At 55.6% G+C, this 19,632-nt stretch carries 14 protein-coding genes; 3 read left to right on the forward strand and 11 right to left on the reverse strand.

The window, feature by feature from the left end:
- Positions 1 to 499: helix-turn-helix domain-containing protein (locus tag BTIS_RS06790; protein WP_158216860.1), on the reverse strand; the 499-nt coding region annotated here is incomplete at its 3' end.
- Positions 500 to 893: 394 nt separating this feature from the next.
- Here BTIS_RS06790 and BTIS_RS06795 point away from each other — a divergent pair.
- Positions 894 to 1,535, forward strand: a complete 642-nt coding sequence (locus tag BTIS_RS06795) for an SGNH/GDSL hydrolase family protein (protein WP_094663926.1) — start codon at positions 894 to 896, stop codon at positions 1,533 to 1,535.
- A 580-nt stretch (positions 1,536 to 2,115) separates the two neighbouring features.
- Here the strand turns inward: BTIS_RS06795 and BTIS_RS06800 are convergent.
- Positions 2,116 to 2,838 carry an NUDIX hydrolase gene (locus tag BTIS_RS06800; protein ID WP_094663927.1) on the reverse strand — a complete coding sequence of 241 codons (723 nt, stop codon included), beginning with the start codon at positions 2,836 to 2,838 and terminating at the stop codon, positions 2,116 to 2,118.
- Between the two features lie 304 nt (positions 2,839 to 3,142).
- Here BTIS_RS06800 and rfbB point away from each other — a divergent pair, with 304 nt between their 5' ends.
- On the forward strand, positions 3,143 to 4,258 hold the full coding sequence (gene rfbB / locus BTIS_RS06805) for a dTDP-glucose 4,6-dehydratase (RefSeq protein WP_420807011.1): 1,116 nt from the start codon (positions 3,143 to 3,145) through the stop codon (positions 4,256 to 4,258).
- 21 nt (positions 4,259 to 4,279) lie between these two features.
- On the opposite strand, the gene BTIS_RS06810 is transcribed toward rfbB, so the two are convergent.
- From BTIS_RS06810 to BTIS_RS06835, 6 genes are all read right to left on the reverse strand, one after another.
- Positions 4,280 to 5,041 carry an NUDIX hydrolase gene (locus BTIS_RS06810; RefSeq protein WP_094663928.1) on the reverse strand — a complete coding sequence of 254 codons (762 nt, stop codon included), beginning with the start codon at positions 5,039 to 5,041 and terminating at the stop codon, positions 4,280 to 4,282.
- 392 nt (positions 5,042 to 5,433) lie between these two features.
- Positions 5,434 to 6,606 carry a UDP-galactopyranose mutase gene (gene glf / locus BTIS_RS06815; RefSeq protein ID WP_094663930.1) on the reverse strand — a complete coding sequence of 391 codons (1,173 nt, stop codon included), beginning with the start codon at positions 6,604 to 6,606 and terminating at the stop codon, positions 5,434 to 5,436.
- A gap of 66 nt (positions 6,607 to 6,672) precedes the next feature.
- Positions 6,673 to 8,772: a glycosyltransferase gene (locus BTIS_RS06820; RefSeq protein ID WP_094663932.1), complete on the reverse strand. Its 2,100-nt coding sequence runs from the start codon at positions 8,770 to 8,772 to the stop codon at positions 6,673 to 6,675.
- A 4-nt stretch (positions 8,773 to 8,776) separates the two neighbouring features.
- Positions 8,777 to 10,228, reverse strand: coding sequence for an ABC transporter ATP-binding protein (locus tag BTIS_RS06825; RefSeq protein ID WP_094663934.1), 1,452 nt, complete (start codon positions 10,226 to 10,228; stop codon positions 8,777 to 8,779).
- The gene (locus BTIS_RS06830) at positions 10,228 to 11,052 is read right to left on the reverse strand and encodes an ABC transporter permease (protein WP_094663936.1); all 825 of its coding nucleotides are present in this window, start codon (positions 11,050 to 11,052) and stop codon (positions 10,228 to 10,230) included. Before BTIS_RS06830 ends, BTIS_RS06825 begins: the two co-directional genes overlap by 1 nt.
- A 164-nt stretch (positions 11,053 to 11,216) precedes the next feature.
- Positions 11,217 to 12,407, reverse strand: coding sequence for a Fic family protein (locus tag BTIS_RS06835; protein WP_094663938.1), 1,191 nt, complete (start codon positions 12,405 to 12,407; stop codon positions 11,217 to 11,219).
- Between the two features lie 264 nt (positions 12,408 to 12,671).
- Here BTIS_RS06835 and BTIS_RS06840 point away from each other — a divergent pair, with 264 nt between their 5' ends.
- A complete protein-coding gene (locus BTIS_RS06840) occupies positions 12,672 to 14,003 on the forward strand; it encodes a glycosyltransferase family 2 protein (RefSeq protein WP_158216861.1) in 1,332 nt (443 codons plus the stop codon).
- A 132-nt stretch (positions 14,004 to 14,135) separates the two neighbouring features.
- Here the strand turns inward: BTIS_RS06840 and BTIS_RS06845 are convergent, their stop codons facing one another.
- The 3 genes from BTIS_RS06845 to BTIS_RS06855 form a co-directional block, all read right to left on the reverse strand.
- A complete protein-coding gene (locus BTIS_RS06845) occupies positions 14,136 to 16,007 on the reverse strand; it encodes a glycosyltransferase (RefSeq protein ID WP_094663942.1) in 1,872 nt (623 codons plus the stop codon).
- A gap of 112 nt (positions 16,008 to 16,119) precedes the next feature.
- Positions 16,120 to 17,757 carry a glycosyltransferase family 39 protein gene (locus BTIS_RS06850; protein ID WP_143248891.1) on the reverse strand — a complete coding sequence of 546 codons (1,638 nt, stop codon included), beginning with the start codon at positions 17,755 to 17,757 and terminating at the stop codon, positions 16,120 to 16,122.
- 80 nt (positions 17,758 to 17,837) lie between these two features.
- Positions 17,838 to 19,610 carry a hypothetical protein gene (locus BTIS_RS06855; RefSeq protein ID WP_094663946.1) on the reverse strand — a complete coding sequence of 591 codons (1,773 nt, stop codon included), beginning with the start codon at positions 19,608 to 19,610 and terminating at the stop codon, positions 17,838 to 17,840.
- Positions 19,611 to 19,632 lie beyond the last annotated feature (22 nt).

The following is a 19,632-nucleotide window of genomic DNA, read 5'->3' on the forward strand; positions in this document are numbered from 1 at the left end:
GGGTGAAGTCCGACTGCCACGTCTCGTTGGGCAGCGCGGCCTCGAACCTCGCGTACGAGGACCTGGGCCGCTTCCTCGGCTCGGGGCGCACCAGGCCCGCCTGCTTGAGGATGCGGTGGATCGTGGAGTTCGCCGGAGGCCTGACGCCCTCGCGCTCCAGCCTGGCGGCGATGGACTCCGGCCCCGAGTCCAGACCGGCGGCGTCCAGCTCGCGCCGGAGCGCGACGATCCGCTCCCTGGTCTCCTTCCCGGTCCTGTTGGCGATACGGCGCGCGCGCCTGGAGCGGGGCAGGAGACCTTTCTCTCCCTCCTCGCCGTACCTGCGTCTCAGCTCGTTCGCCCACTGCCTGGTGACGCCGTGGCGCCGGGCGGCCTCGGCGACCGGCATGCCCGCGAGGATCGCGTTGACGATGGCTTTGTTGCGCAGGAACTCGCTACGGGCCGCGGGGCCATCATCATTGGAATGCGCTGGTGTCTGCTGCTGTGATTGTGTGTCCATACACCAATCAACCAGCACCGACCTGTAAACCATGCCCCGAGACATACGTCAACCATGCCCTAGGACACCCCGTCAACCATCCCCCGAGACATACGTCAACTATCCGCTCGAACTAGACAGAGCCATATCCGCCTAGCGAAGCCAGGTTAGGCAAATCGGTGGAATCTAGATAGGATCAGACCAGTCCAGACGGAATGAGACGGGGCTCAGCCGTGGTACTGATGAAACTCAAGCCAGCATCAAACGAAAATGATTCTGCTGAAGCTCAAGCCGAATGAATCATCCGTCACACGCCCTACGCTCCTCCCCAAGCCCAAACCCAAATAAGATCCGAGCCCGGTCCAAACACGGGCAACAGCGGCAGACTCCCTCGCCGGCCAGTACAGTGTGAAGCATGAAGAACCTACTTTGCTTCGGCGACTCCAACACGTTCGGCACCAATCCCGCCCAGCCGGGCACCCGCCACCCGTTCGGCGTGCGTTGGACCGGCCGTCTCGCCACCATGCTCAGCCCGGAATGGCGCGTGATCGAGGAAGGCATGGGTGGCCGGACCACGGTGTTCGACAACCCGATGGAACCCCGACGTTCAGGCATTCAGGCCCTGCCGATCGTGCTGCAGTCGCACCGCCCGCTCGATTGCGCGATCGTCAGCCTCGGCACGAATGATCTCAAGGAGATCTTCCACGCGTCGCCGCGCACCATCGCCGCCGCTGCCGAACAGGTATGTGCCGCAATCCGCGACTATCCGTATGGCGGCTGCGGTCCGGCCCCGAAGATTCTGCTTGTGTCACCGATCGCGGTAAAGCCGGGGATCTCCCGCAGTCCGTACGTCGGCTTCGATGAAGATGCCGTGGAGCGCTCACATCGTCTGGCACCGTTCTATCGCGAGGTCGCGGAGCGGAACGACTGGATGTTCCTCGACGCCGCCACCGTGGCCGAAGCCAGCGACGCCGACAAGCTGCACATGGACCCCGAGAACCACGCCCGCCTGGCCGACGCCATCGCCGACATCCTACGCATCGAATTCACCGACTGATCGCGCGAGTTTTCACAAGGATACTGCCGCCGTTCTTTCGCGAGTGTGAGCCCCTCCCCGAGTCCTCGCGAGTGTGAGCCCCTCCCCGAGTCCTCGTTAGTGTGAGCTCACACTAACGTCCCACACCCTCAAAACGTTGAAATTTCAACACCCATATTTTTTAGTGTGATCACACTAAGGAATATGGGTGCTCAGTATGTGGGCAAAGATTAAGTGATGAGATGCGGTGATGGATAGCCCGAGCACCGGAGTTCGATAGTTGACGTTTGGTTCCGGACCTACGGACCAACAAATAGATGAGGTTCAACGTCAACGGGCGGCTGGGCAGCCGACACCGGAGGACGACCGACGGACATGGTCAGGCAGGTTCCACGTTCCGCCCGCCCCTCACCGTCGCGTCCTCGTCGGGCATCGACGGTCAGGCAGGTTCCACATTCCACGTGCCCCCTGTCTGACGACCACCCCGCCCAGCCCAGCTGACCGCCCAGTCCAGCCAGCCGACCACCCCGCCCAGCCAGCCGACCGCCCAGTCCAGCCAGCCCGACCACCCCGCCCAGCCAGCTGACCAAACCACGCACCTCTAGCGGCGGATCTTCCAGATCAGGTAGGCAGCGAGCGTGATGCCGTCCATGATGTTGCCCTCGACAATCATCGTGTCGATCTCCTCAGGCGTGAGCCATGCGAGACGGGAATCGGTGTCATCGACATCGGCGCGGAAGGGATCATCGACCGCCCGCACTGGCTGCGCACCCTGCGCGCCATCAGCAGCAGCCTCAGCCCCCGCCTGAATCTCCTCGTCGCTCACCTTCGCCTCAACCACGGCCACGGAGTCACGCAGCTTGCACGTATCAGCGTGGATCATCTGCAGCAGGCGACGCCCGTCCGTACCAACGCCGGCTTCGGCGAACAGCTCACGCTCGGCGGTGGCACCGGAAACCTCACCTGGCACGCCCATGCTGCGCGGGAACTCCCATTCGAACGAATCAGTGGCGATACGCCAATGCCGCACCAGCAGCAGACGACCGTCCGAACGCACGGGAATGCACACCGCGCTCGGCTGCCCGCCACGCACCTGTGCGAACAGGACGGAATGCGTCCGGGGCGCGCCATCGCCAGCCCCTTCACCGTCGCCCTCACCGTCGTTCGACTCGCCGTCCACGCTCACATCCGTCTGGAACACGGTGAACTGGGATTCGTCATCCCCCTGGAACACGACCTTCTCGTCGTGCACGATCATCTGTGATTCCAGCCCGGAGCGAATAGCCGTCATGGCATCGTCCGCACCGCCGTTGACCTCGGTCATGGTAACCTCCGTTGACACTTGACCTTCTCGATCTCCCTGATCGATCTTCCGATCCTCGCGAGTCGGGCGCCTTCGCAGGAGCCCGCCGCATCCCCCCGAAATCGGACGTATAGTGCCCAATATACCCTCGTATCCCCTGACGTGATCGTTCCGGTAACCAACGATGCCATATATTGTCTCGATGTCTCAGCCTCAACGTCTCAACGCATGATTCCCAATGGATGATGCTGCAGTATTGTCGATGCCACCCCATCCCAACCCCCATCGCCCCGCACCCGGCACCCATCGCACCCCAACGAATATCATGGGCCTCATGGCTATGGCTCCCACGCACACACCCCACAATCTGCTGATCACCGGCGGCGCAGGCTTCATCGGCGCAAACTTCGCGCATTGGACCGCCGCACATCATCCGGACGCGCACATGGTGGTGCTCGACGCGCTCACCTACGCCGGCAACCGCGCCAGCCTCAACGGCATCGATCCGAACCAGCTCACGTTCATCCACGGCGACATCTGCGACCGTCCGCTCGTCGAACGCATCCTGCACGATCACGACATCGACACAGTGGTGCATTTCGCCGCGGAATCGCACAACGACAATTCGATCCTCGACGCATCACCCTTCCTCACCACCAACGTGACCGGCACATGGACGCTGCTCGAGGCGGTGCGTCACGAACGGGAGGAGAGGAACGCGCACTGTGCGTGTGGCATCGGCGGCGACTCCCACACCCCCAGCGCCACCCACACCCACGACATCCGCTTCCACCACATCTCCACCGACGAGGTGTACGGTGACCTCGCCCTCGACGAACCGCGCAAGTTCACGGAGGCCACGGCATACAACCCGTCGAGCCCGTATTCGGCGTCGAAGGCGGCAAGCGATCATCTGGTTCGCGCGTGGCACCGCACGTATGGATTGGCGACGACGATCTCGAATTGTTCGAACAATTACGGCGCGTATCAGCATGTGGAGAAGTTCATTCCGCGGCAGATCACGAACATCCTCGCCGGGATTCGCCCGAAGCTGTATGGTCAGGGACTGGCCGTGCGCGATTGGATTCATGTGGATGATCATTGCGATGCCGTGTGGCGGATCCTCACGCATGGTCGGGTTGGCGAGACGTACCTGATCGGCGCTGACGGCGAGCGCAGCAACATCGATGTGCTGCGCATGATTCTGCAACGGATGGGCCTGCCGGAGGATGCGTTTGATCATGTGAACGATCGGCCGGGTGGTGATCGCCGATATGCAATCGATGCGTCGAAGATCATGCGGGAGTTGGGCTGGCGACCGCAGCACGCGGATTTTGCGCGGGGTCTGGATGAGACGATCGAGTGGTATCGCTCGCATGAGGAGTGGTGGCGCCCCGCGAAGGCCGCCACCGAGGAGAAGTATCGACGTCAGGGGCACTGAGACGCCGCACTGCGGCGGCGATTACTCCTCTTCTACGGCTTCATCCGCTTCGCGGCGGGTCTTCCAGATCAGATAGGAGGCGAGCGTGATGCCGTCCATGATGTTGCCTTCTGCGATCATGGTGTCGATTTCTTCGGGGGTGAGCCATGCGAGGGTGGCTCCATCGAGGTCGTCCAGGCCGGCGAGGCTGCCGTCGGCGAGTACGCCCGCTTCGTCAAGCGATTCGGAGTCCACGGCGAGCTCGACCACGGCGATGGAATCGCGCAGCTTGCAGGTGTCGGCATGCATCATCTGGAGCAGGCGGCGCGACGTGGCCTTCACGCCGGCTTCGGTTTCCAGTTCGCGTTCCGCGGTGGCACCGGAGACTTCGCCGGGAGCGCCCATGCTGCGCGGGAACTCCCATTCGAACGAATCGGTGGCGATGCGCCAGTGGCGGGCGAGCAGCAGACGACCGTCATGCACGGCGATGCACACGGCACCGGGCTGTCCGCCGTTGACCTGCGCGAAGAAGATGGGATGCACCCGTCGCTTGCCCTCGGCATCGCGATCCACATCGGATTCAACGGACTCCGCATCGAGTTTGGCCTCTTCATCAAGCTCGGACTTCGTGTCGATAAGGCCGGCCGCATTGCCGTCTTCGACGTTGCCCAGGCTCACGTTGGCCTGAATCACGGTGAAATGGGCCTCATCGTCGCCCTGGAACACAACCTGCTCGTCGTGCACGATCAGATTCGATTCGAGTCCGGTACGGATGGCAGCCACGGTGCCGTTGACGTCGGTCATAAGTCCTCCACGTTATGCGAGAATGTAGTCATTGTGTGTCAGACTACTCCGCAAACGGCGGAATTTCAGTAATTCTCGGGAATCTCAAGCTCTTTTGAACGGTAATATTCGAAATTTTGGACGCGATGTGCGAGTGAACACGGGAAGCGAACATTGCCTCACGAGAAATGTTCGGTTTTGGGGGCTCGTATAGGGGGCGTCTTCCCCCGCACCCGACCCCCAAACCGAGGCCTCCCAAAATCAACAAAACATCCCATACACATACAAATGTGGCGGCCGAAACGAGCGCCGGACCCCAGGGGAATCCGGTCACCCGGTTCGACCGCCACAGAGCAATCACAGAGCAATCACAAAGCAAAGCCCGCGCCTCACACAGCGCAGCCCCGCACCCGCTACTTCAGCAGCGGCTCCACCTGCTCCTCATACGCAGTGAGCGCGGTGTCGATCACATTGTGCATGTCGTAGTACTTGTACGTGCCCAGACGACCGCCGAACACGACCTTCGGCTCGGCCGCGGCCTTCTCCGCATAGCGGGCGTAGAGCTCCTTGTCGGCGTCGGTGTTCACCGGGTAGTACGGCTCATCACCGCGCTCAGCGAAGCGGGAGTACTCCTCCCACACCACGGTCTTCTCGTGGTTCTGCTGGTCGGCACGCTCCGGGTTGAAGTTCTTGAACTCGATGGCGCGGGTGTACGGCACGTCGGCGTCGGAGAAATTCATCACCGGGCATCCGAAGTGGTCGTCCTCATCGTAGCGAACCTCCTTGAAGTCCACGGTGCGCCACTTGAGGTCGCCGAGCTCGTAGTCGAAGTAGCGGTCCACCGGACCCGTGTACACGATCGGCACGCCCGCGGCGAGCAGCGCCTTCTTGTTGAACGGCTGCGACTCGTCGAAGAAGTCCACACCGAGGGTCACATGGATGCGCGGATCGTCGATCATGCGCTCCATCCACTTGGTGTAGCCGTCCTTGGGCAGGCCCTCCCACGTGTCCTTGAAGTAGCGGTTGTCGTAGTTGAAGCGCACGGGCAGTCGCTTGATGATGGCGGCCGGCAGCTCGCTCGGGTCGGTCTGCCACTGCTTGCCGGTGTAGTTCTTGATGAACGCCTCGTACAGCGGGCGGCCGATCAGCTGGATGCCCTTGTCGTTGAGGTTCTGCGGATCGGTGCCGGCGAGCTCGCCCGCCTGCTCCTCGATGAGCGCCTTGGCCTCGGCCGGCGTGTAGTGCGCGTGGAAGAACTGGTTGATCGTGCCGAGGTTGATCGGCAGCGGGAACACCTCGCCATCGTGCGTGGCGTACACGCGGTGCACGTAGTCGGTGAACTCGGTGAAGCGGTTGACGTAATCCCACACGCGCTTGTTCGACGTGTGGAAGAGGTGCGCGCCGTACTTGTGGATTTCGGCGCCGGTCTCCTCGTCCATGTACGAGTAGGCGTTGCCGCCGATGTGATCGCGGACGTCGATGATCTCCACCTTCACGCCCAGGTGTTCCACCGCCTGCTGCGCGATCGTCAGACCGAACAGTCCGGCGCCGACGATCACCAGATCCGGGTAGGTGTTCTCAGCCATGTGCAACCTTTCTATGTTTGGTTTTCCGCTACGGACCATAGTACTTGCGACGGTGCCAAGCGGCCGCTACTCGGCCTTGGAACCCTTGGATTCAGACGCCTTATCCACCGCGAAGATACGACCCCACGTCTTCAGGGACGGCAGATCATACGCACGGTACTCGGCGGACAGCCGCTTCCAGTCGCGCACGAGCTGGCTCGCCAGACGATACCCCTCCCACATGCTCTTGCGGAAGCGTGCGTTGTCACGCTTGAACCAAGCCACCCCGTTGCCGTCGGGCGTGGTGACCAGCGCCGAGTCGATGCCGGCGAACGCAAGCCACGTCCACGCGGTGTCCTGCGCGGTGATCGCCACGTCGGGCTTATCACCGTCGTTCACACACGCACGACGTCCCGGAAGCCCTGGAATCAGGCTACGCACGATCTGGCGAATGCCGCCCTCGCGCCGCGCCTTCGCCCCCTGAGGCCTGTACCGAGGCGACACGAGCTCGCGCTCCGGCTCCGGGAAGTCGTCGAAGCTCGGCTTGGCCTGCGCGTCGGTGAACTGCCCACGCAGTTCGCGCATCTCCCCCAGCTTGGTGGGCAGGCAGTCGACGATGTACTGCGGTCCGCGCAGGATGTCACGCAACGCCTGATGCCGCAACGCCATAGCGGAGTAGATGAATCGCAGTCCCAGGCTGGCGTCACTGTACAGGTTCTCGAAGATCACGCGCTTCGACGGCTCAGGCTTGAGCAGCAGCGCCGCGATCCACCGGTTGCGGTTGGTGAAGTACTCCTCCCACGTGCGCGCGTTGTCCTTGCCATGCCACGCCTGATGCCACACGGCCACGCCCGGCAGGCACACGGTCGGGAATCCGGCACGCTTGGCGCGCAAACCGTATTCGATATCGTCGAACTTGATGAACACGGGCAGCGACAGACCGATCTTCTTGAGCACGGTCACGGGGATCATGCACATCCACCAGCCGTTGAAATCCTCGTCCACACGCTGATGGCGTTCGGGCGCGTCACGCAGCGGTTCGACGGAGAAGTCGTGGTTGTATCCCATGCCACGCGACGGCGTCATCCACATGCGATACCAGTCCACGCGCTCGCCCTGCGAGTACAGCACGGTGCGGTTGTCGAGGTGCAGCATGCCGCCGCCCACGAGCGTGGGACGAACCGTGTAGTCGGAGAACTGTAGCGCGCGCAGGATCGCCTCGGGCTCGCTGATCGCGTCGTCGTCGAGCAGCAGGCAGTACGTGCTTTTGCCGGCTTCCACCGTCTCGTACATGCCACGCGAGAATCCGCCGGAACCGCCGAGGTTGCGCTGGCGGATGTAAGTGAGCTGCTGGCCGAGTTCGGCGGCGACCGCAGGGAACCCGCTCTGGTTCTTCACCAGATCGGTGCCCTGATCGGTGCAGTAGATGGTGTCGAGCCGCTTGCGCAGTTCGGTTGCCTCGCTCATGGCGACGAGCTGGTTGAGGCAGTACGACGGACGGTTGAACGTAGCGATCGCGATCGACAGCGTGGTGTTGCCTTCAGCCACGCGACGGTCCTGCGGCACCTGCCATGCGGCGTGCGTGATGGTCAGATCGTTCGCGGCGGACGCTTCGGCATCGAACCAAAAGTATCCGCCGTCCATAAGATCGGTCATGGGTACTTCCGCGGCGATGGTACGGTTGCGCGCCACCTTGGTGGAGCCGGATCCCTCCACAGTGATCGCGGCGACCGGGAACGAGAGCCCGCGTCCGTTGGAACGGTACAGCAGCACACGACCGGTGCCGCTTGCGGTGGCGACGAAGCGCACAGAGTCCACGCGCGTCCAGCGCCGCCAGTATGAGGCGGGGAACGCGTTGAAGAACGTGCACAGTGACGTGCGATGACCGGCCTTCACGCGGATTTCGTCGCGTGAGGTGGCGGTGAACGAGTCGGTACGCACGCCGCCGGCCGCTCCGGAGCCTGCGACCGATCCGCGGACGAGATGCTGGAATTTGGATTCGTTCATCTGCCCGAATTCCAGTGTCTTCATGTCGATACGCGAGTCGAGCATGGTTTCGGAAAGATGCTGCGGCGTCCAGTCGATCGCGTAGAGCGGCATGGTCAGATCGGCGTCACGCGTCGGGTAGACGATTCGGACCACGGTTTCCCAGGTGCGCAATTGCTCGTCGGATTTCACAGAACTCATGAGTTCACTCCTTCTTGCCGATTTTGGCATTGGGCTCGTCGTCAGAAGACGCGGAAGAGGCAGAAGGCACAACATCCTCAGTACCGGTGGCCGAATCATCCTCCGCGAACGGATCGTATCGCTTCATCACTTCAATCCCCTGCTCGCCTTCCGCCGGCGCGATCTGAATGGCGGAGTGATTGAGCAACGCGTATGCGTCACCCTTGCTGTTGCGGATCACGAAAGTGCAGGCGTTATCCCCGGTTGCCACGGCCACCATGTCGGTGAAGTTGGGATCGGTGGGACTGGGCTTACGCAAGGACGTGAACAAACGGAATTCACCGCTGTTGAACAGATTGAGCGGCACCTCGAACTCCACGGTGTGGTGACCGTGCTCCTTCATACGGAACACCTTGGCACCCGTATCGTACGTAATACCGCCTCGACGGATGTCGTTCATGGAGATGGCGAGATAGAAGTCTCCCGGCTCGTCGTACTGGTATTCGACGGCGAAACGGAATACATCGTCGCTGGTCAGCATGGGCTTGGACACCGCGTATGTACGCAACAGCGGGCACTGCTCGTTCAGGCCTTCCGGATAGAGTCCCTTGGCCGCGTTCTCCTTGACCTTCTGGTCCTCGATCTTCTTCTCGGCCTCGAGATTGGCGAGCGTGTACTGATCCGCCACGGTTTCCTTATCGCCGATGGCGGCCACTTCGCCTTCCTTGATCATCATGGCTCGTGTGCAGTATTTTTTCACCGATCCCATGTCGTGCGTCACGAGGATGACGGTCTTGGTGGGGTCCTTACGGATTTCGGTGAAGAAGTCGTCACACTTGCGCTGGAACGCCTCGTCGCCCACGGCGAGCACCTCGTCGAGCACGAGGATATCGCCCTGTGCCTTGATGGCGACGGAGAAGGCGAGTCGCACCTGCATGCCGGATGAGTAGTTCTTGAGCTTCTGGTCCATGAATTCCTCAAGCTCGGCGAATTCGACGATGTCGTCGTACATCGCGTCGATCTCTTCGGTGGTGAAGCCCAGCAGACAGCCGTTAAGGTACACGTTCTCGCGACCGGTGAGTTCGGGATTGAAGCCGACACCGAGTTCGATGAACGGCACGAGCTTGCCCTTGACGTTCACGCTGCCCTTGTTCGGATAATAGATCTGCGAGATGATCTTCAGCAACGTGGACTTGCCACCGCCGTTACGGCCGACGATGCCGAAGAACTCGCCCTGATGCACTTCAAAGGAGATGTCCTTGAGCACTTCCTGGGTCTTGTAGCCCTTGATGCCCTTGGTCCAGTTGATGAACGCCTGCTTGAGACCGGTCGCCTGCTCGGTAGGCAGTTTGAAGGTCTTGCCGACATGGTTTACGGACAACACCACGGGGGCGTCCTCGAATGCGAGTTCGGGGCGAATCTGCCTGATCTCAGCAGCCTCCGCGGACGCGTCGACTTCGTTCTTCGTTTCGCTCATTACATCACCTCCGCGAACTTACGGCTGTTCACACGGAACACGTGCACGCCCACCCAGATCAGGATCACGGTAAGGGCAAGCGGAATGATCGGCACCCACCAGTGGCCGAACTGATTCCACACGGTCGGTTGGGTTTCCGGGGCGATGAAATTGTGACGAATGTCCTGAATCGCCTGCGCGATCGGGTTGAGCAGTTCAAAACGTGCCACTTCCGCGTAGAATCCACCCTTGTTGGTCACATAACTCAGCGGGTAGATGATCGGCATACCGTAGAAGATGATCTGCTGCAGCACTTCCCAGATGTGCGCGATATCGCGGTAGTAGGCGTACATGGTGCTGAAGATCAGCGCCATACCGAGTGCCAGAACCCACAGTTGGATCACGCTGAACGGCACGAGCAGCACTCGCCAGGTGAAATGCACATGATTGAAGATCGCGAAGATCAGCACCACCACGTAGTTGATGGCGAGACTGATCATCGATCCACAGGTCGCCGAAACCACCACGATGTAGTTCGGGAAGTGGATCTTACGCAGCAGATCACCGCGATCGACAATGGCATGCAGGCCGATGGACGTGGCCTCCGCCACGAAGTTCCACGAACAGATACCAAGCAGCAGCACTACGGGGTATGTGGGGGTACCGTCGGTCATGCGCAGGAACTTGCCGAACACGAGGTACATCACTGCGAACAGCATCAGCGGCTTGAGCACGGACCATGCCACGCCGAGGAACGAGCCCTGGTATCGCAGTTTGAAATCAGTCTTGACCAGTCCACGCAGCACGATCAGCGCGTAGCTGTACCGGTCCTGGATTTGTTTCATCACTGTCTTCACGGCGTTCCATCGTATCAGCGAGCCGATATAACAACGGTTCCAAGCCCTCCGATGGTCACACGGTCTGCGCATGGGGACACAGACCATGCTTATGCATTTCAGGAAGACACTGATTTATGGTTCTCGCAAACAAGCCATGATGCACACAGTTATCAGACCGGTTTAAAAGCATCCATAATGGTGATGTTGCTCGTCCACATTCCACGCCCTTCCCTACGTACAAGTCCCAATTCAGCGAGACGTTTCAGATCTCGGGAAAGCATCCGGGCACGTTTTGTCTCATCATTACCGTATTTGGCTGCAATACGCGGGGTCAACTGGCTAATCTGCTGCCGCTCTAGTGAGCCTGACATATTCGACATGGCAATCACAACGTCACGCCTTCTGTCACGCGCGACTCCGGAAGGCTCATCTCGGAGCACTTCATAGACAAGGCTCTCCCACGCAATCTTTCTCTGCTGGTCCTGAACCCGCTCAATCTGGTCACGAAGCTTCTCTACGAATCCCACTGCGCTGTAATGAACAAATCCAGATGCGTCTCCGTTCCTCGAAGACTCGCTCAATCGAAGATAATACTTATCCCTCGTCTGATTGTAATAATCGGCAAGGGTATTCGCAGAAATCCACGGGACCACTCCGGAATGATCAAGTATCGCCGTCTCCACCAAGCGAGCCGTACGTCCATTGCCGTCTCCGAAACCGTGAATCCACACCAGATACAGGTGCGCCAGTACCGCAGCCAGGAAGCAGAGGTAAAACCGCATATCCTCTTGATCGTCGTTACAGGCATCCGCCGGCTCAAGGTATTCAGTGTTTAGCCATTCGCACAAGCGATCCATCAGATAAGGGACATCTTCGGGAGGGGCTCCACGATAGGATCCCACCACCATCTGTCCGGTGCAATACTCACCAGGAACTACATAATCTTCGACTTCAAGACCGTCCAATACTTTGCGGTTCTGGTCCTTGATCCATTCCGCAGACAAGCGGAACCGTTCGCCGCTTCTACCGGAGGAATCAATATCCTTCAAAGCCCCCAAGACATTGTCAACTTCCTGTTCAAGGTATCGCTGAGAAGGAGGTAACTTCTCCTTTCCCTCCCGCAGCGCCATCACCTGGGCTTCAGACAATGTGTTTCCTTCAATGGCGGTTGAGGCCAACGCGCCTTTGATCATATAGATACGAGACAAGTCTCTTTGTAATGCCGGCTTTAGCGGAGTACCCGACAAATGCTTGCATTTGGAGTAAGCTTCGCCGAGCTTGGCCCACAACGGAGCAAACGATACTGCGTAGCGAAACGAAATCCACGGATTCTGCTGCTCATATCTACGACCGTCTCCCATGGCCAACCACGCTCCTCAAGCAATAACCATTTCAGGTGTCCTTTACAATTGTCCAGTGTATACGTCCATAGACAATCGATGTAATATCAGCGATAAGCCGAACTTTTACCAGCGGTCTTGGTACCGGAATCCACCTGTTAAACACGGTTTCGAGATACCAACTTCAACTATTGACATGTCCTTTTGTCGATGCAACAGTTAATAAGACCAGCATCACCGCAGTCCTACATCAAGTTTGTCAGTTGTGCTCTTAGCATTGACTCTATGAGTAAAGAGATCCAGCAAACTGGTCACGATCCCAAAGTCAGCGTCATCATGGCGGTCTACAACGCAGCCTCTTACCTTGAGCAGAGTATCGGTAGTCTGCTGGATCAGACGTTTACTGATTACGAGATTCTCTGCGTGGACGACGGTTCAACCGATGAATCGTGCGATGTTATCAACGGGTTGATCGACGTACACCCGAACGGGTCACGAATCCGGCTTCTTCACACATCTCATGTGGGAGTCGGCGAAGCTCGCAATATTGCGCTTCAGCAGGCCCGAGGGCAATACATTGCCTTCCTTGACTCCGATGACTATGCCGACCCTAAGATGCTGGAAAAAGCCGTGACCAAGGCGGATGACACGCGGGCAGACATCGTTATATGGGACGTCTGGTTCATGGACCACAAGTCCGGTCAGGAGATATATCCGCCAGTTGGAACTCTCAACTTCCATTACTTTGACGACGGTTCCGGCACGTTCTCATATGAGAAGAATCCCGATTACATCTTCACATCGTTCCAGAACTGGGTGTGGAACAAACTGTTCCGACGTGATTTTCTGAAGGAAAACGATATCAAGTTCCCCAATCTGGCACGAACCGAGGATCTGGAATTCACCTGTCTGGCCCTCGTTGAGGCCAAACGCATAGCGGTTATCTATGAACGTCTGGTGAAATATCGAATCAACAGGGGCTCGTCCAACATGGATACCGTCGACCTGCATCCGCTGGACTTCCTAACAGCGTTCGTCGATCTCAAAGAAGAACTGGTCCGTCGCGGCATCTATCAGAACGTGCGGATGAGCTACATCAATTGGGCACTGTCATCTGCTCTCTTTAATCTCTCAACGCAGGCACGATACGAGACTTTCCTGAGCGTGTTCAATGCATTGCGAGACTACGGATTCCGGCAGATGGATATCACCGACCAACTCACGCGTGAAGACATCCAGAACGAAGCGTGGTGGAATGAGTATCAGACCATGTTGGCAAGTACTCCGGAGGAGCTACTTCTGCATTATCTCCGGGACACTCGTCGGAATGAAGCGTTCTTCATTTGCGAGCTCAATAAGGCCGACCGAGAAAAGAACAAGCTGAGCCAGACGATTAACACATTGAACCAGACGGTTCAAGAGCAGCAGGAGCATGTTACCGAACTCAAGACGGCACTTGAACACGAGCAGGAAACCGCACGACATGAACGTAAAATGCACGAGCACTGGGAACATAAAGCGCAGGCGACTCGCAACTCAATCACTTTCAAGGTTGGCCGCATCGTCATCTTCCCACTTCATGCGGTGAAGCGTTTGGTACAAGCAATCAGACGATAGCCGCAAGGTTACACAAGCTGAAGCAGACAAAGGAACTCAACGCAAATAATGTGAGAGGCGCTGTCCGGCATCGAACCAGACAGCGCCTCTCATTTCTCAATCACAGTCACACAGGCACTGCGAACGAGCCGACTACTCCATGTCCAGGTAGTTCTTCCAGTACTTTACGGAAGTTAGTTCGGGACGGGCTGCGGCGTATTCGGCGCGCAGACGGTCGATGTTCTTCCTGTAGTACTTGAGGTCGCGCTCGTAACGCTTGACGATCTCCTCGTAGCGAGCAGCATCCTTGATACGGATGGCACCCTTCTTGTTGTACCAATCGATCACGATCAGGTACTTCTTGCCACGAATCACACCAGCCGGGTATGCCCAACCGAGCAGCGGAATTACAGCGTAGCCTTCGCCCTCGGTCTTCAGCAGACGCTGACCATTGTTAGTGGCGTAATCCTGCAGACGCTCGAGACGGGTACGCGGCTTGTCGCTGTCGACGAGCTGGCGGGTGATCTGGCTGATATCGAAGCCGGTGATGTGCAGATCCTCGGCCTGACGCTGCAGTTCCTCAAATCCTACGAGCTGTTCCTTGCGCTTGTTGGCACGCATGAACGTGGCTTCGGCGACACCGGGCTTGGAGATGAATCGCGGGCCCTTGAGGAAGTCCTCGAACGCGTCGAGGCACAGCTCAGCATTGGCGTATCCGAACTTCTTGAGCTCGAGGCGGATGTTGTTGTGCAGCTCGTGCATGAAGTCGGAGTGCGGGGCGAAACCGGTGGTGCACTGGGCGATCATGGTGTTACGCGTGGTCTGATAACGCTCCACAGCGGCGTTGTAGCGCACGTGGAACGACATGTGCCAGATGCACAGACCGTTCATGGTGATGAGCTCACGCTGGCAACGCACACCGTATTCCGCATCGTCGCAACGCACGAATACAGGCAGCGGCAGGCCTTCTTCCTTGATCACGCTGATCGGGATGCAGCAGTACCACCAAGCGGCGTAACGCTGGTTGTACTTGGTGATGGCCTTGGGCAGCTTGAAGACCTCGTTAAACACCACATCTTCGTACTTGGTAAGACGCAGCGGAGGCTTGGCAGGAGCGAACGTGCCTTCTTCGGTCATGAAACCGGTGTCTTCCCACTGGTCCTCGCCGATCTCGTAGTTGAGCATGGCACCGCTGATCATGGCATCCGCGTACTGCGGCTTGAGAATGCGCAGCAGGTTGTAGGTGCGCTTGATGCTCTCCGGAGAGACGGCGACATCATCGTCCATGAGCAGAATGTTGGTGGCCTGAGGCTTCTGCTCCATGGCCTCGATCATGCCGCGGGTGAATCCGCCGGCACCACCCACGTTCTGGTTCGGACGAACGATCACATGGTCGTCACTCAGCGCTTCAGCATCGAGAGTACGACCGTTATCGATCACGTACATGTGGAAGTGCTTGGCGATATCGTCGCCGGAACCAAGGATCTGCTCCTTTACGAGTCCGATGTTGCGCTCGATGAAGCTTTCCTTCTTGAACGTGGTGGTGGACAGCACGAATTCGACAGGACGGAAGTCGCCTTCGAAGTCAAGGGAGTAGTAGCTGTTGCGAATAGCGACCTTGCCCTCGGTGGTGATCTCGAAGCCGACGATCACGGCATCGGAGTCGATCTGCAGTTCAAAGTCCAACGTCTGCCACTCGTCGGATGCCTTCAGCTTGTACGGGTCGCCCACCGGCTCGGGATGAGCGGAGAACACACCGCCCTTGGTCTGCTGCACGCTCACGGCAGCACCCTGAAGCTCAAGGTGCAGGTAGAACTTCTTCGCGCGAGTGTACTTCTGCAGCTTCTGCACGGACAGCGAGTTGAAGTATGTGGAGAAGTCGTAGACACCCCGGTCGTACATGATCCAGGTGTTGTTCTCCTTGTCTTCAAGGAGCGAGCCCTCCGCCTTGCAATACAGCGACGGATAGCTCAAGGACCGGGGATTCTTCTCCAGCAGGACATTAGCGAACTTGATCGTTGGCATACTCACCTCATCAGAATCATGTGTGACTGGGATTAGCCTAGCATATGAAAACTATATATATCACTAGCCTCTAACCTCTCATCCAGCTGCAATGGGTAATTGCAGTGCGCGACTACTTACTTGTCGACATTTTCTGACAGCGTTCAACGACCTTTCCCAGCACGCCAGATCCCCACTGCCCAATAACTGCAAGACCTGCACCAGCCAGCGGAATCATCATGATATACGCCGGCATAATATATTGGGATTGAGCTTCCCAGAGCAGATAAAGCAACGCCATACCAAAAGGAATCATTACAATATTGATTTGATAAACAGTAAGCTGCTTACGATAGAAAAACAAAGCAATAGCACTGCCTAATAGGAGTAAAAACTGTATTACGTCACAAATATTTGAAAATATGGAATGTAATTTACCATAATACATAGAATGCAATACAACACTCATGGGTCGATCGCTCATTGCGGGACGATCCGATCTGCCTGATGACCAATTACTCGCCAATAAGGACTCATAAGTCGGTTCGGTCCACTCTGAGAGAAATTTCTTACTAAAGAAGCTAATAGCATACCAGGGATCATCTTCAAAACTTTTCAGAGAATTCTGAATCGACTCCATAGAGTCTAGCTTAGCTTGTTCGGGATCATAATTATCAGCAGGCCAACTAGCAGGATAGCCATTGTACCATCCCGCGTTATCTGGCATAGCTTCTTGCGGTCGTTGCAAGCCCATGGCAATCCAGACAACCTTCGGCAATCCTTTATCGGTCTCATATCCAGATTGGTTACCAATACCAGCAATCACAAAACCTGACAGCACATAAAAAACCACAGCAAGAAAAATACAGATCAATTCACTCCAATGGAATTGTTTAATCAAAGAAACAATCCAAGTGACTATCATTGCCATGAACACATAAATCATCGTCGATTTCAAGAGAATGGCAACAATTATAAAGAAAGCGCTGGCGATTCCTTGATTCAGTTTCTTCTCTCTCAGAGAGCGACACTGGAACAAAAGCGCCAGCAATACAAACGGCAAAGATAAGGTATTGCCATATGCAAAGGTGACATAGATGATTTGCGGAACAAAAAAGAAACAAAGTAACAATGTAATTTTGACAGCTTTTTCATCTCTAAAGAGCTCATGCGAAAGTTTTCCTAGTAACAAAAATGAAAATGATGTAAAAAATACATTAAGAATTTCAATTGCGAGATAATCACCATCACCAAAGATCCAGTTCACCATACGGAAAACAAACATCAAAGGCAACTGATAAGGGTATCGTTCCATTGCTCCATTAGCGCAAGCCGCCCAAGTTTCATCACTCGGGATACTACAATCAGGCATAAGAGAAGGATTGTTCAAACCACGTGCAACAAAAAAGGTATCGTATGAATCCCACTCAGGCCATACATGAGCCAAAGCTATCCACCCAAGACCAAGTATAAATGTATAGAAAAACAAAATTTTTAAAATGGTCTGTAAATTAACCCTATTTAGGAAATTACAATAATTTAACAAAGATACCAAGAAAATTGCAGCTAGGGCAATGATAGCCGTTGTCCACCAATTCTCAAGAGAAAAGACGACACGATAATTATAATCCGGTAAATAAACCGTTACAAATAGCGAAAGAATTCCAACGACCAAAAAAAAGACAATGGAGACCCAAACGACAATGCGTTCAACAAACCATGAAATTCCTATTGAAATCGAATTCAATCGAGCTTTGACACCTGAACTCATTTTTCTCCCCTCAAAGAGACATCCTACTCAACACTTTTCTAAATCAGTTTTAGAAACAAATGATCATTAGGGAAAACTAATTATCTCAACTGCCGTTTTGCCTTTATAAAAAGGCGCCTAACTCCCCCAGCTATTATTGCAAACAACGATAACATTGATACAGTTTCCCCGATACGCCATGAAACTGGTTCAACAAAACTGACTGTTACATGCCCCTTATAACCATCAGGAACATGTATCACCATCACACCATCACGATTTGCGGACAGCGAAAACTGAGAAACAGCATTTTCGGCGCGCACGGTATAATGCGGATACATCAACAACGGTACAGTGATCTCTCCGTTAGACGAGGCATCCGCGATCTCGAGATCTATAGTAGCGCCTTTTTTTTCATAGGAGGAGAGCGAGACATTTACCGGATCGGGATACTTACTCTGGTTAGCTATCAGAGTATTGACATCAGCATTTACCGGCAAATACTCTCCACTCATTACACCATAATTTCCGGTTGGCTTAAATTCCGACGAAGAAAAATCACCAACAGGCTCCGTGTTCTGCAACCAAGTCGTAATAGCCACTCCACCCTCTACAGTGCATAAGGCGATCATCAAAGCCATGACAGGAACCGCGAGCACACGATACCCATTGGCTGTCTTCAAAAGGCATATCCCGATGCACGCAATCAATACAAGTAGGGCACTAGCAACACCGAGTAATCTCCAGGGAAATTGAATGGTAGCAACTATTGAGATTACCTCATTCCAAATAGCAAATCTCGAAAAATGCCAATGAAAAGCGGAGGTGGAGGCAAACAATACACAACCTGTAGTCATTACTGATATTATTCCAATCTTAATCCAGTTTTTGCTTTGATCATTGCCATCTATCATAATAATCGCGATAATAAACAGAAGAACACCTGACAAAAGCGTCCATCCAACGCCAAAGGGCATATCCTGCGCTATGTCGGCAGCAGGATCGCTTGCACCTTTCATGGGAACGAAGAGCATAAATAATTGTGAAGGCTGAATGGCATGAAGAGCTGCGAAATCCATTTTCTCTTCGGCGGTGAGAGCACCAACCTTCATATTGACATTTTTGTAGAAATCAAGGAAAGGAACTATAAACCATGCTGTTAAGGCAATAGAAATAACACCGGATACCGCCAGTCTCTTCCACACAATTATCGAATGATTATGGACTAAGCCCACAATGACAAATACAAATGCGACGGGAAATACCAATATAATGCTTACGGTATGAGATATCATAATTCCAGAACAGCCAATTGTCGTCCAGAGCCAAGAAAATCCAAATTCGCCCGTCTCTCGAAGAAAGATACCATATAGTCCATATGCCAGTACAGGAAAAAACATCAAAGCCGTATATTCACCAACTGACGCTCTTAAATACAAGTCCTCTAGGCGATATGGTGCCAAAGTCCATAAGTAGGCAGCTAAGATTCCTAGCGAAATGGAGCTAAACATTTTTCGACCGACAAAAAAAGTAATCAGTATTGTCGCAGCATTGATTAAAAGCACAAATACTTTGTAAGCGGTTGTAACAGACAACCCAATTAGACATAAAATTCCCGCAGGATAGAGTAATAGGTCTCCATAAAGAACGGAAACGGGATACCCGTACCCATTTAACTGAGAAAATTGGACACGAACAGGGAATTGGCCTTGTCTAAGGGCATCAGCAATACCCTGTATACGGTATAGGTGGAAAACTAGGTCATGACCCGTCGTGGAAATTGGCAGATATGACATATACATCGGTATATCTACCACAAGGAGCAAAACAAGGAGAGCAATGACCGTTATCTTTCCTCTCTTGGAATAATGCATTCTTCAATTTTCCCTTACTAGC

The sequence above is a fragment of the Bifidobacterium tissieri genome (genome assembly GCF_002259645.1).
Lineage (GTDB): Bacteria > Actinomycetota > Actinomycetes > Actinomycetales > Bifidobacteriaceae > Galliscardovia > Galliscardovia tissieri.